This window comes from Streptococcus taoyuanensis (assembly GCF_029589235.1).
GTDB lineage: Bacteria > Bacillota > Bacilli > Lactobacillales > Streptococcaceae > Streptococcus > Streptococcus taoyuanensis.
In genome coordinates this window covers 108,649-122,578 of sequence record NZ_JARQVW010000004.1, presented here as the reverse complement: position 1 = coordinate 122,578, position 13,930 = coordinate 108,649, and the positions used below count along the sequence as shown (strand labels likewise).

The following is a 13,930-nucleotide window of genomic DNA, read 5'->3' as shown; positions in this document are numbered from 1 at the left end:
AGAGCCCACTCAACCACTGCGTCTTGCTCGACAATCCAAAAATAATTGAGAGGCTAGGACTTTTGTCCCAGCCTCTTTTTATTCTGCTTTATTAATGTCTTCTTTGACCTCATCAACATTGAATTTGGCAAAGAGGTACTGACGGTCTTGAACTGGGAAACGTTGATCCAGCTGATCGATGGCCCCCACCTCTACAATCCCTTCTGTGATGACAAAATCCATGACATGGCCACCAAAGGTGTGGTCATCTGAAATAAAGTGCAAATGATAACCAGCCACGCTCACGCCATGGAAAATTTCTGGTGTCCAAAAACCGACGATGGTTCCAGTAACATTTTCTCGTGTATACTCTGGCTGATGGGTGGCAACCTCTGCAAACTTCATCTCAGGTGTTGATTTTGGAATCATACGGACATGCATCTTGGCAAAGTCACCATGAATCTTAATGGAGCGGAAAAGATTTTCCCCATCATAATAAGACTCAATACGGGCTTCCAATTCCTCGTCTGTCATTTCAAAACGTTGGCGGAAAATCACTTCTGCTTGGTGAGGGACGACTGCTGCATAAGGAACCTTGGCATCCGGAGAAACTTCGACTATTTCAGGATGGTCCCCTGATCCCTTGGCCTGATATGCCTTACCATCTAATACGATCAACTCTCCATCAATAGAATCTAGCGTCCCAACTCCTAGATCTCCGTGTTCCAAGAGTTCTCCAATCGTAAATGAACCCCCGTACAGACCCGCCATTAGGGCACCTAAGGTATTGTATTGAAAAAGTTTCACTGGTTCCATGTTTTTCTCTCCTCATTCTATCTTCTACCAGTATACCACAAACTATTCCGAATCTTCACGATATGGTTTTGATTAGAGGCTATCATAGAGGGTTTGCATCTGCACATCGTCTGGTACGATTGCCAAATACTGATTAGCCACTTCACGCGCCTTCGTCACATCTCCAGCCTCACGCAACAAATAAACATAGGCTTCGAGGAATTCTGGGTTGTCCTTTAAATCTTCATAGAGCTCTTGGTAGGCTGAGACGGCCTCTTCTGTTTTCTCCAAGGCAGCCAAGGCACGGGCAATGTTCCAACGGGTGACAACCGTTTCGACTTCTTCATTTTGCCAATCCAAGACTTGGTCAAAGCGTTCCTGTTCCAAATAAAGGGTGGTCAGGCGAAGAGCAATCTCTTCGAGATCATCTGCCACTTCTTTAGCCTCTAATAGATAAGCTTCTGCTTGCTCAGGCTGGTGGAGTTCATAGGAAAGCTGAGAAGCAAGGAGCTTCAATTGGGCATCAAATGGATTCTTCTGGATCCCTTGTTTAGCAATCTCAAGCGCTTTTTCACGGTCATTTTCAGCCTGTAAAGCCAAGGCATAACCGTACTCATAGCCCTCAAAATCAGGCGACAAGGTATCAATTTGTTTGTAGTAGATCAGGGCTTTTTGGAATTCTTCTTGGTCAGACAATAAGGTCGCTAATTCGTAAGCAATCTGGTCATCAAATTCAATCTCCAGAGCTTTCTCTAAGAAAGGAACAGCTGCTTCAAACTTACCAAGATTGGCATAGGCAAACCCAATTCGTTGATAGGTGGAAATTCCTGTTGCTTCTAAAATCTCCCGATTGTCTAACTGGGCATACTCTTGGATAGCCTCTTGGTAGCGTTCCAATTCCAGATCAATTTCAGCTAGCCCTAATTGAATGATCGGATCATCAGACAAATGAGCAGCTTCAACTAATTTTTCACGCGCCACATCTGCTAAGCTTTCCATCTGATAGAGATCCGCCTTAACCAAGAGACTGGCCACATACCAGTTTGATTCAGGTCCAATTTCTTCTAAATAAGCAAAGGCCTCTTCCGTTTGGCCTTCCTCTGCAAGGATGGTTGCCAAACTCAGATATACTTCTGGATAGGTTTCTGCAATCTGTTCATAAACCTCTTTTGCCTGAGGGTAAAAACCGATACTTTCAAGATATTGACCCAAATCCAATAGTTGCGCTTCACTATCTTCTAACAAGGCCTTTTGAAATTGAACTTCTGCTTCTTCTAGCTCTTGCTGATCAAGAGCCTCTACCATTTGTTGACTATGACTCACTCTGTGTTTCCTCTTCTACTTCATTGTGTTCTTCATACAAGCCACTAACGACCTTATACCATTCAAAGATAGCTCCAATAACGACCTTAGCAGACGCATAGACCGGAATACCAAGGAAAACTCCCCAGATTCCAAACATAGATCCTGACGTCAAGAGCACAAATAAAATGGTAATCGGATGGATATTTAACTGACTTCCCAAAACCAAAGGAGATACGAAACGTCCTTCAATGGTTTGCTCCACTGCAAATACAATCAAGACCTTGATAAACATCTCTGGTCCTGCTACCAATCCTAAGACTAAAGCAGGTAACATGGCTAAGAAACTACCCAAGTAAGGGATTAAATTCAAGATCCCCGCAGAGATCCCAAGTGTCACCGCATAACGCAAGCCAATGATCTTAAAGAAGAGGATAAACATAATGGCGACGACAATGGCTACCGTAATTTGCCCTCGAACATAATTGGAGAGCTGGGTATTGACATCTGAGAGAACTTGTTCAGCCGATTTACGAATCTTAGTCGGTAAGAAGCGAACAATGTGACCCTTTAAATTTTTTCCATCTCGCAGAAGATAAAAGACAATAAAAGGCATGATGATCAAGGCCACAATGACTTGCGAAGCAACTCCGATCAAGTTACTGACCCAATTGACCGCCCGCCCAGAGATCGAACTAGCCCAAGTAGTAATATTTGCAGACAATTCCTTGGTGATCTCATCCAACTGAGGTTTGATATCTGAGGAAACGCGATTGTCTAGAAAATCGTCGATGGTTGCATTGGCCTTCTCCAAATAAGTTGGCAGGTTATGAAAGAAACTCACCACTTGTCGTTGGACAGCTGGAATCACGACAGCCAGCCCCCAGATTAAGAGCACTGCAATCAAGAAAAAGACGAAGGAAATTGCAAAAATCCGCTTGAGTCCTTTTCTTTCAAGAAAGTCAACAATGGGGTTAAGCAGGTAATAGAGCAAACCAGAAATAATGACAGGCAGCATGACTGCTCCTGCAAACTCAAAAATAGGAATAAAAATAAAGGTGATTTTACTCAAAACCAAAAGGTTCAAGCCCAACAGCAAGGTAACTAAAAATACGGTAATGGCCTTGTTGTCTAAAAACCATCTAAAAAACCAGGACAAACTAAACTGTTTTTCTTTATTATCCACAGAGAACTCCTTTTCATTTCAATCTGTTTCTATTTTAGCATTTTTTGAGCTTGAAGTTACGAAAAAACTAGCAAAATAAAAAAGAAAGGCCCTCCCCTTTTCAACTAGCAATTGCCTTCCAATAGGACCTTTGATATAATAAACCTAACAAATCATACGAGGTGTCCTATGTCTCAAACCATTTATTTCGGTACCTATACCAAAAAAGAATCCAAAGGAATTTACAAGGCACAATTTGACCCTGAAACAGGGACATTGAGCCATCTTGAACTAGTGGCAGCTGAGCCCAATCCAACCTATATCGCTTTTTCTGAAAAAGGCAACCTCTACAGTGTCGGAGCTGAAGAGGGAAAAGGAGGAATCGCAAGTTTTACAGCTGATTTTCAGCCGCTCAATCACGTTGTTGAAGAGGGAGCACCACTCTGCTATGTCTCTGTCGATGACAAGCGTCAACTGATCTATGGAGCCAACTATCACAAAGGCCAAGTTCTCGTATATAAGATAGAAGACGACGGCCAGCTGAGCTTCATCGACCAAGACACTCACGAAGGCAAGGGACCACACGAAAACCAAGCCAGTCCCCATGTTCACTTCGCTGATCTGACACCAGATCAGTACTTGATTACCTGCGATCTGGGTACCGATAGCCTGCATACTTATGAGGTTAGCGATCAAGGAAAACTAACCCTCATCCATCACTACCAAACAGCCCCAGGGGCAGGACCTCGCCACCTTGTCTTTCATCCCCATCATAAGATTGCTTATCTGATAACTGAATTAAATGCGACCATTGATGTGCTCTTCTATGATGGCATGGGCGAATTCGAACACTTCCAAACTGTTTCCACACTTCCATCAGACTACGATGGTCAAAAATGGGCTTCTGCGATCAAGCTCTCAGCTGATGGAAAATTCCTCTATGCATCTAACCGTGCTCACAATTCCATCGCTGTCTTCAAAGTTGTGGCTGATGGTAGCCTAGAACTCATTGAAATTGTTTCAAGTCAAGGGCTCAATCCACGTGATTTCACGCTTAGTCCTGATCAAAACTATTTGATCGCAGCCCATCAAGATTCACCGAATGCCACCGTCTTCAAACGAGATTCTGCTAGCGGAAAATTGACCCTTCTATCCGACGACTTCTATGTTCCAGAAGCCGTTTGTACGGTTTTTCATTAAGTCGTTTTAGTTGTCAAACCTCTAAAAAAATGATTAAATAGATGAGAAAAAGGTGCGAGCCTGACTTCACAACTTATATTTTAGGAGACACTAATATGAATCCATTGGACTTATTTAACCAAGTGAAAGAAATGATCGAAAAGAAAGATTTCGACGCTGCAAAGAAATTTGTTGATGACAACAAAGACAACCTCGGTGACTACCTTGAACAAGCTAAAGGGCTTGTATCTGGAAATGAAATGGTCAGCGGTGCCTTGGACAAAATCAAAGGCTTGTTCTAATAAGACGATGAGAGTGGGACAGAAATCGGTCATTCGTTAGAATTCGATTTCGTCGTCTCACCTCCGCACAGTTGAGTAGGGCTGTAAAAGCTGATGAAATCAGCGTAGTAGAGCCCACTCAACCACTGCGTCTTACTCGACAATCCAAAAATAATTGAGAGGCCAGGACTTTTGTCCCAGCCTCATTTTTGTTTACCCCAATCGCAAAAAAAGATCCTTGAGAAAACTCAAGGATCTTTTTAGTCTAGTAAACTAGATTATTTCTTAAGGTTGTAGAATGATTTCAATCCACGGTATTCAGCTACTTCACCAAGTTGATCTTCGATACGAAGCAATTGGTTGTATTTAGCGATACGGTCTGTACGTGAAAGTGAACCAGTCTTGATTTGTCCTGCGTTTGTTGCAACTGCGATGTCAGCGATTGTTGAATCTTCAGTTTCACCTGAACGGTGTGATACAACGGCAGTGTAACCAGCTTCTTTCGCCATTTCGATAGCATCGAATGTTTCAGTAAGAGTACCAATTTGGTTAACTTTGATAAGGATAGAGTTAGCACATTTTTCTTCGATACCACGTGAAAGGTAGTCAGTGTTTGTTACGAAGAAGTCGTCACCAACCAATTGAACTTTACCACCAAGACGTTCAGTAAGAGCTTTCCAACCGTCCCAGTCGTTTTCGTCCATACCATCTTCGATAGTGATGATTGGGTATTTGTTTACCAATTCTTCAAGGTAGTCGATTTGTTCAGCAGCAGTGCGGACAGCAGCTCCTTCACCTTCGAATTTAGTGTAATCGTAAACTTTGCGTTCTTTATCGTAGAATTCTGATGATGCACAGTCAAATCCGATAAATACGTCTTTACCTGGAACATAACCAGCAGCTTCGATAGCAGCGATGATAGTTTCTACACCATCTTCAGTTCCGTCGAAACGAGGAGCAAATCCACCTTCGTCACCAACGGCTGTTTCAAGACCACGACCTTTAAGGATTTTCTTAAGTGCGTGGAAGATTTCAGCACCCCAACGAAGAGCTTCTTTGAATGTAGGTGCACCAGCAGGTACGATCATGAATTCTTGGAAAGCGATTGGAGCATCTGAGTGAGATCCACCATTGATGATGTTCATCATTGGAGTTGGAAGAACTTTAGTGTTGAATCCACCAAGGTAGCTGTAAAGTGGGATTTCAAGGTAGTCAGCAGCAGCACGAGCTACAGCGATAGACACACCAAGGATTGCGTTTGCTCCCAATTTACCTTTGTTAGGAGTACCGTCAAGAGCGATCATAGCACGGTCGATAGCTTGTTGATCACGTACATCATAGCCGATGATTGCTTCAGCAATAATGTTGTTTACGTTGTCAACAGCTTTTTGAGTACCAAGACCACCGTAACGAGATTTGTCACCGTCACGAAGTTCAACTGCTTCGTGTTCACCAGTAGAAGCTCCTGATGGAACCATACCACGTCCATGAGCACCTGATTCAGTATATACTTCTACTTCAAGTGTTGGGTTACCGCGTGAGTCTAGGACTTCGCGAGCGTAAACATCAGTAATAATTGACATTTCTTACTCTCCTTATTGAGTTATATTTTTTACTCCTCTATCATATCGTAATTAGGCTATTTTTTCAAGAAAAAACAAGGAAATCTACGAAAATTGAGAAGTTTTTAACAAGAAAACGGTTCCACTATCTTATTTTCAGCCATTTCCCCTCCTTATTTAATTTTTTAGCATTCTTCTACTCTTCTGCTACGCTTTATGCTATACTAAACTTATGACAGATATTAATAAAACGATTTTAGAAAAAGCTGCTGGTCCTACTCGGTTCAATCCGGATGAACAGCGTCGATTTTTGGAGACATATGAGGAGCGTGTGATTGCATCATGTACCTTGGAGGAGGCAAGGGACAATCTCTATTTGGAGCACTATTCTTCAATTCTTACGAACATTTCAGAACGCTTTGAACCTGTACTGGTCAAGATTTCGCCTGCCTTGGATGAAAGCAGCCAACTTCAATATTTGAAAAAAACCAAGGATCTTGGTCTTGTGGCAAGCATCGTTTCAGATGACTGTCGCCATTCTCCCTTTGGTCTCATCATCCATACTGACCACCCATCTGGAATTTCACCAACAGACATGAATCTCCAGTATCCAAATTTATTTGAAAAGAAAGAAGAGACTGCCAGTCGAGAAAAGAAATCATTTTGGAAACGTCTCTTTAGCTAAAGAAAAACCAATGGAAGGGAACATCTCCTTTCCATTGGTTTTTTAGTTTGCTTTTATTTTTAAAAGGTTCCCAATATTTCGAGCACAGGAAATCAGATTCCTTTCAGCATGAGCGAGTGCATCTGCTACCTCACAAGGACCAGGTACGATAGAGAAGGCAGCTTCAATGTGATGACTAGGAAAAGCAGGCAAATCCTCCGCTAAGCTACCACAAATAGCTATCACTGGTATCTTTTCTGGTGTTCGCTTGGCCACCCCGACAGGTGCCTTCCCAGAAAGAGACTGGAGATCCATCCTACCTTCCCCGACCACGACCAGATCAGCTTTTTGTACTTTGTGATCAAAGTCAATCAAATCGAGGCTTTTTTCAATTCCTGATGAAATCTGACCACCCGCAAAAGCGACCAAGCCAGCAGCCATGCCACCTCCAGCTCCGGCGCCAGGCATAGACAAAATTCGTGCATCAGCTAGCTGGTAAAAATCCTGCATAGCCTGATCAACAGCTGGAAACAGAAGCGGATTCAATCCCTTTTGCCCACCAAAGATATAGGTCGCTCCTTGACTGCCACAGAGAGGATTGGTTACATCCGTTAAGACTTGAAGCTCGATGTCTTCTAAAGCTTTTGGAACCGCACTGGTATCTATTCGAGCCACACGACCGAGCGAAGCACCGACAGGACGAAGCAGATGGCCTTGTTCATCATAGAAGGCTACCCCAAGTCCAGCAGCCATCCCAATCCCACCATCATTCGTTGCAGAACCGCCAATTCCCACACAGATCGTTTTAACCCCTTGGTCAACCAATTGCAAAATAAGTTCACCAATTCCTCGTGTTTCCAGTTCAAGAGGGTTTCGTTTTTCAGCTGGAATCGAACCTAAACCGACAAGAGAAGCCATCTCAAAAAAGGCCATCTCATCTTTTAGGTAGTAAGACATTGAAACAGGCTGTCCAAATGGTCCGGTTACTTGCGTTTGGTACTCAGTTACATCTAGAACTCCAGCTAGGGTTTCCATTGTGCCTTCGCCACCATCCCCTATAGGAAGGAGGTCAAAAGTTACATCTGGTAGAGCCTCTTGAAATCCTTTTTTCAAGGCCTCTGCTACTTGTTTGGCAGATAAGGATTCTTTAAATGAATCCGGTGCTAGTAGGATATGCATGCTGTTTCCTTTCTATGCTGGTCTAAAATTTCAAGAACAAGGCTTAAATCCCTCTTCTCGATACGATATGGGGCTCGCTCAGCGACGATTGGCTTGGCCATAAAGGCAATCCCGATACCGGCTGTTTCAATCATCGGAAGATCATTGGCTCCATCTCCCATCGCAATCGTCTGACTTCGTGGGACATGATTTTCTTTCGCCCAGGTCAGGAGGGACTCTTTTTTCCTTTCAGGAGTGATTATCCCACCAAGGACTTTCCCTGTCAAATAGCCATCAGAAACCTTTAAACGGTTGGCTCGGACCAGATCAATTCCTAAAGACCTCGCGATGGGATCAATGACTTCATGAAATCCCCCGGAAACAAGGCCAACCTTGTAACCTCTTTGATGCAGTTCCGTGATTAAGCTTTCAGCACCCGGTGTGACTTCCATCTGCTCCAAAATTTTCGGAAAGATAGAGGTCTCTAATCCCTTCAATAAAGCAACACGCGCCTCTAAAGATGCTGCAAAATCCAGCTCCCCATTCATTGCTTGGGCTGTAATCTCTGCCACTTTTTCTCCCACGCCAGCTTCTTGAGCTAGTAGATCAATCCCTTCCTGTCTTATCAAGGTTCCATCCACATCCATAACGAGGAGACCTGTTACTTCTTTCATCGCTTTCCTTTCTTATTTCTCCCTTACTATACAAAAATAGGGTTTAAATTTCAAGTTTCAATGATGATTTGAAGATAAAAAATGACCTCCTAAAAGGTCATTTTTCTATTATTAGAAGCGAATTTGCTCCCGGGTTTTTTCATAGGAAGTAACAAAGCGATCAGTTACACCAGCTTCTACCATTTCCAAAGCATCTGAGATGACTTTGAAGGAAGCCGCATAGTCATATTCTCTTTCGAAAATATAAAGGGACTCATCAAAGGCTGCCTGTACATGATCATCAAATGAACGGTAACGGTTCGAGTATTGCAACAATTGTTCTGTTAATGTCGCATTTTGAACAATTCGATACGCCGCTTCTTCCAATTCATTCATATCATTGGTCAAGATTTCCAACAAACGATTGGTTGATTCGATGTTGATTTTATCCCCTTCCAACTCATCCATCAAAGCTTCTGTATTGTTACTTGCAGTGAAGAAAATTTCTAAGAATTCTTGAGGAATTCCTGGCAAGTTCCGTTTGTCCATATAGCGTTTAATGGCATGCAAACGGTTGGCATAGATGTTGACTTTTTGGCGAGCATTGGCATCGTCTTTTTCAATTTTTGAAAGAGAATCACTTAAGCCGATTTGCTCATCTTCGATTTCTTTCAAGCGAGCCTCGATGGCTTCTAATTCTTCTTCTACGATAGAGTAAGCCTTTTGTGTTTCAGATGAATCTTTCAAGGCATCTTCTACCACATTTTCTTGTGAAGATAGCTCAGCTTCCAACTCTTTTAACTGCTGGCTGAAGGCTTCATTCAAGACGAATGTTTTACCGAGACGTTCCACTTCTGCCGCAAGCTTGCTATTGTTATCTTTGGCATGTTTCAAATAGCCAGGCAGTTGTTTCACTAACTTCTTCACAATTTTTTGTGATTCAATTTCACGGGTAAAGATGTGATACAATGCATCGATTTCTTCTTGAATTTGTTCATTTTCGTAAATGGCATTGTCCAATTCAAGGGCGGATACATTGGCCATATTGTTCTTCAAGGAAGCATGCAACTGTTGGAAACGAGATTCAATATCTGTTTCAGTGAAGTGGTAACCAGATTCCAAAAGCTTGCGGTAGCCACTTTCCAAATCCTCTAATTGATCAGGAAGTTTTGCTTGAAGGGCAGTGACAATTTCTGGCACTCGCTCAACAATTTGTTTTAAGGCTACAATATGATTTTCAGCTGTATCAAGGATTTCAGCCGCTTCAACAGGGTCACCTGAAGAATTCAAGGTTACAAATTGTGAAAACTCAGATTGAATATTTCCAATTTGTTTTTCAATTTCAGGAAGCGCACTGCCATAACGATCTGGGTCTGAAGTGACTTCTTTTTGAAGTTCTTCAAACATATCCAAGGCATGAACCACACGACCGCTATTCTTTTGTTCCTGCTCTTCCAGATCAGAAAGGGCTTTCCGAATCGCCTTGATATCTTCGTCGATCAATTGGATCTGACTTTCGATATTGTCAATGGCTTGTTTAGCCTTCATGAAACGGAAAGAATTGTTATAGCCTTCCGCTTCAAACAGATTGTTTTCAATATCAGCAAAGGAATTTAAGGATAAATCTACCCATTTTTGATTCCATTCACGAAATGCAATTTGACTTTGACCAATCAAATGCATGTTTTTTACGGCCTCTACTTCATCGTTGACCGGAAGGTTGTATAACTTTTCTTTTCGTTCTTCCAGTGCTGCCAGTAAGGCTTCATTTCGTTTTCTCAAAATGACTGCAACCACATATCCTACAATCAAGATAAGGGCGACAATAAAGATGAGAACAATTAGTCCACTAGACATATAAAAACTCCTTCATCGTATTACTTGAACGTAATCCTAGTAATTATACCATAAAATATCCATTAATGGGAAGCGTTCGGTGAATTTTATACATCGAGTGTACTATATTCAGCGTTTTCTTCGATAAATTCACGACGTGGTTCCACGCGGTCCCCCATCAACATATCAAAGATCTTATCTGCTTCCGCAGCATCGTCTACTGATACTCGTGCCATCAAGCGGTGTTCTGGATTCATGGTTGTTTCCCATAATTGGTGATCATCCATTTCTCCAAGACCTTTATAGCGTTGGATGGTTGGTTTTGAGCGACCTTCTGAATAACGTTCCAAAGCTGCAGCTAATTCAGCTTCTTGGTTGGCACCAGGTTGGATATATTCTTTGATTTCACTACCGACTTTGACCCCATAGATTGGTGGTTGCGCAATGTAAACATATCCCGCTTCCAAGACTGGTTTCATATAGCGATAGATCAAGGTCAACAGAAGGGTTCGGATATGAGCGCCATCGACATCGGCATCGGTCATGATCACTAATTTTTGATAACGCGCTTTTGTAACATCAAATTCGGCACCAAATCCAGTTCCCATAGCAGTAAATAAACTACGGATCTCTTCATTGGCTAGAATTTTGTCCATACTTGCTTTTTCAACGTTCAAGATCTTACCACGGATTGGTAAAATCGCTTGGAATTCCCGATTTCGACCAGATTTTGCAGATCCACCGGCTGAATCCCCTTCGACGATAAAGAGTTCTGTTTCTTGTGGATTATTTGAAGAACAATCTGCCAATTTACCAGGTAGGTTGGAAATCTCAAGCCCTGATTTCTTACGGGTCACCTCACGCGCTCGCTTAGCAGCCACGCGAGCTTTCGCTGCTAAAATCCCTTTTTCGACGATTTTCTTAGCAATTTGCGGATTTTCCAAAAGGAAATCAGAAAAGGCATCACTAAAGAGTCGATTGGTAATCTTAACAACTTCTGAATTTCCAAGTTTGGTCTTGGTTTGTCCTTCAAACTGTGGATTTGGATGTTTAACAGAGATCACTGCTGTTAGGCCTTCTCGAACATCTTCCCCAGTTAGATTGTCTTCGTTTTCTTTTAAGAGTTTATTTTTCTTAGCGTAATCATTGATCACACGAGTGAGAGCTGTACGGAAGCCCTGTTCATGCGTCCCACCTTCATGGGTATGAATGTTATTGGCAAAACTCATGACCGTCTCATGGTAGCCTGTGGTATATTGCATAGCTACTTCAACTGTAATATCATCCATTTCCCCATCTGTATAGATGGGTGTTTCAAAGATGACATCTTTATTTTCATTGATATATTCGACGTAACTAGAGATCCCACCTTCGTAGTGGTAATGCTTTTCCTGCTCTAAGCCTTCGCGCTTATCCGTCAGGGAAATACGCAAACCACGATTCAAAAAGGCTAATTCTTGAATCCGTTTGTTTAATTTTTCAAAATCATACTCAGTCGTTTCCGTGAAGATTTCTGGATCTGGAATAAAGTGAACAGTTGTCCCTGTCCGATCTGTCTCTCCGATGACTTTCAAATCATCCACAACTTGTCCACGACGATACTCTTGGTAATGGATACTGCCGTTTTTATAGACGCGAACATCGAGGGATGTGGAAAGGGCATTGACAACAGATGACCCTACCCCGTGAAGACCACCAGAAACCTTGTAGCCACCTCCGCCGAATTTTCCTCCCGCGTGGAGCACGGTAAAGACAGTTTCAACGGCAGGTCGACCCGTCTTTTCTTGGATATCCACTGGAATTCCCCTACCATCATCGACAACCGTGATCGAATTGTCTTTTTCAATGAAAACTTCAATATGGCTAGCAAAACCGGCTAAGGCTTCGTCAATCGAGTTATCTACAATTTCCCAGACCAGATGATGAAGACCTTCTTTTGAGGTAGATCCAATATACATCCCCGGACGCATGCGAACGGCTTCTAGTCCTTCCAAGACCTGAATCTGACTGGCATCATATTCTTGCGCTTGAATTTCTTGCTGTTTATCCTCTGTCATAATTTCCCTTTTCTATTCAAATATAAACTGGTGTAAGTGGGGCATGGTATCAAATAAATAAGTTGTCATCCCTGCCGCCTTCCCAGCTTCTATATCAATCGGACGATCTCCAATGACCAGACCGTCTTGAATGCCATATTTTTCTTTCAAATAGAGCATCGAGGTTGGATCTGGCTTACGAGGAAAGCCCTCGTCTGCTGTTACAATCTCAGTAAAGAAGGGAGCAATGCCCGTCTGATCAATAAGGGTCAAAACTTGGCGATCTCGATGAGATACCAAAAAATGACGTCCTCCATGTGCTTGAATCTCTTCTAGTAACTCTTTTGCTCCATCAAATAAAACCGGATCTTGCAAACCTAAGGCTTCTTTTTTCTTGTATTCCGTACGAAAATTAGGAATATGAGGCGCAAAGGTATGGATTGCATCCTGTGTTGAGATTTTTAACGCTGCATAAACAGAATCATGATCGGCTTGGATATGAAAGTCCTTCAATGTCGCTACAAAGGCATTTGTGGACGTTTCGTAATTATCCAATAGCGTCCCACCAAGATCCCATATAAAATCATGATAATTCATAGTCAATATTATACCACAAATGGACAAAAAAAATAAGCTAAAACCCTCATTTAGGGGGGATTTTAGCCATTTTTTACGGTCATTTCATTTTAAATCAAATAAAACTCTTTTCACACTATAAAAATGATCTATCATCAGAAACCGTTGTGTCCAAAAGAGCCCTTTTATGCACCTCCAAAGACGTCCTGATAGAGCATTCCTTGCCGAAGGCTTTGGGCATCTCCTCCAAAATGATCCACCAAGGCATAAGCTAAGGCTAGGGCTGTTGAAGGACCACGACTGGTGAGAAGATTACCGTCTTTCACCACTGTTTCTTTCTGATAATGGCCATCTTGAATCTCTTCTTCAAAGCCATCGTAACACGTATAGTGTTTATCTTTTAAGAGACCTGCACGCGCCAAAACAATGGGGGCAGCACAAATTGCAGAGATGGTTTTTCCTTTGCTACTTTCTTCCTGAAGGGCTGTGATCAATTCTGCATTGTCCCTCAAATTCGCTGCTCCTGGCATCCCACCTGGCAAGAAGATTCCATCATAATCTGACAGGTCTCCATTCCAAAGGCGATCTACTTCCACTGTAATTTGGTGAGAACCCGTGACTGTTTCTTCCATACCAATGAGGTCGCAGTCAATCCCAGCACGTCTCAAAACATCGACAATGGTCAAGGCTTCAATTTCTTCAAAACCGTTTGCTAAAATCGTTGCTACTTTTTTCATTTTCATT

The 13,930-nt window shown here is 42.4% G+C and carries 13 protein-coding genes; 3 read left to right on the top strand and 10 right to left on the bottom strand.

The window, feature by feature from the left end:
- Positions 1-78: 78 nt before the first annotated feature.
- The 3 genes from budA to P5Y91_RS04755 all read right to left on the bottom strand — a co-directional run bounded on the left by budA (position 79) and on the right by P5Y91_RS04755 (position 3,262).
- Positions 79-795, bottom strand: coding sequence for an acetolactate decarboxylase (budA, locus tag P5Y91_RS04765; RefSeq protein WP_003007973.1), 717 nt, complete (start codon positions 793-795; stop codon positions 79-81).
- Between the two features lie 72 nt (positions 796-867).
- Entirely contained in the window at positions 868-2,097 is a 1,230-nt protein-coding gene (locus P5Y91_RS04760; protein ID WP_277839064.1) for a tetratricopeptide repeat protein, read from the bottom strand.
- Positions 2,087-3,262, bottom strand: a complete 1,176-nt coding sequence (locus P5Y91_RS04755) for an AI-2E family transporter (protein WP_070674357.1) — start codon at positions 3,260-3,262, stop codon at positions 2,087-2,089. The genes P5Y91_RS04760 and P5Y91_RS04755 overlap by 11 nt, the downstream gene beginning before the upstream one ends.
- Before the next feature lie 168 nt (positions 3,263-3,430).
- Between P5Y91_RS04755 and P5Y91_RS04750 the strand changes: the two genes are divergently transcribed.
- Together P5Y91_RS04750 and P5Y91_RS04745 are read left to right on the top strand one after the other, a co-directional pair.
- Positions 3,431-4,441, top strand: coding sequence for a lactonase family protein (locus P5Y91_RS04750; RefSeq protein WP_277839063.1), 1,011 nt, complete (start codon positions 3,431-3,433; stop codon positions 4,439-4,441).
- A gap of 95 nt (positions 4,442-4,536) precedes the next feature.
- Entirely contained in the window at positions 4,537-4,722 is a 186-nt protein-coding gene (locus tag P5Y91_RS04745) for a hypothetical protein (RefSeq protein WP_003002861.1), read from the top strand.
- 257 nt (positions 4,723-4,979) lie between these two features.
- Here P5Y91_RS04745 and eno read toward each other — a convergent pair whose 3' ends face one another.
- A complete protein-coding gene (gene eno, locus P5Y91_RS04740) occupies positions 4,980-6,284 on the bottom strand; it encodes a surface-displayed alpha-enolase (protein ID WP_021153554.1) in 1,305 nt (434 codons plus the stop codon).
- A 211-nt stretch (positions 6,285-6,495) separates the two neighbouring features.
- Between eno and P5Y91_RS04735 the strand changes: the two genes are divergently transcribed.
- The gene (locus P5Y91_RS04735; protein ID WP_277839062.1) at positions 6,496-6,948 is read left to right on the top strand and encodes a DUF1694 domain-containing protein; all 453 of its coding nucleotides are present in this window, start codon (positions 6,496-6,498) and stop codon (positions 6,946-6,948) included.
- A gap of 42 nt (positions 6,949-6,990) precedes the next feature.
- On the opposite strand, the gene P5Y91_RS04730 is transcribed toward P5Y91_RS04735, so the two are convergent.
- The 6 genes from P5Y91_RS04730 to P5Y91_RS04705 form a co-directional block, all read right to left on the bottom strand.
- Positions 6,991-8,106 (bottom strand): glycerate kinase, encoded by a 1,116-nt coding sequence (locus P5Y91_RS04730; RefSeq protein WP_277839061.1) that lies wholly within the window; start codon positions 8,104-8,106, stop codon positions 6,991-6,993.
- Positions 8,091-8,759: a phosphoserine phosphatase SerB gene (serB, locus tag P5Y91_RS04725; RefSeq protein WP_277839060.1), complete on the bottom strand. Its 669-nt coding sequence runs from the start codon at positions 8,757-8,759 to the stop codon at positions 8,091-8,093. The genes P5Y91_RS04730 and serB overlap by 16 nt, the downstream gene beginning before the upstream one ends.
- A 111-nt stretch (positions 8,760-8,870) precedes the next feature.
- Positions 8,871-10,595, bottom strand: coding sequence for a septation ring formation regulator EzrA (gene ezrA, locus P5Y91_RS04720; RefSeq protein ID WP_277839058.1), 1,725 nt, complete (start codon positions 10,593-10,595; stop codon positions 8,871-8,873).
- Between the two features lie 86 nt (positions 10,596-10,681).
- The gene (gyrB, locus tag P5Y91_RS04715; RefSeq protein ID WP_049483373.1) at positions 10,682-12,631 is read right to left on the bottom strand and encodes a DNA topoisomerase (ATP-hydrolyzing) subunit B; all 1,950 of its coding nucleotides are present in this window, start codon (positions 12,629-12,631) and stop codon (positions 10,682-10,684) included.
- A gap of 12 nt (positions 12,632-12,643) precedes the next feature.
- Positions 12,644-13,207, bottom strand: coding sequence for an HAD-IA family hydrolase (locus P5Y91_RS04710; RefSeq protein WP_049475346.1), 564 nt, complete (start codon positions 13,205-13,207; stop codon positions 12,644-12,646).
- A 164-nt stretch (positions 13,208-13,371) separates the two neighbouring features.
- Positions 13,372-13,923 carry a DJ-1 family glyoxalase III gene (locus tag P5Y91_RS04705; protein ID WP_125826476.1) on the bottom strand — a complete coding sequence of 184 codons (552 nt, stop codon included), beginning with the start codon at positions 13,921-13,923 and terminating at the stop codon, positions 13,372-13,374.
- Positions 13,924-13,930: the final 7 nt, after the last annotated feature.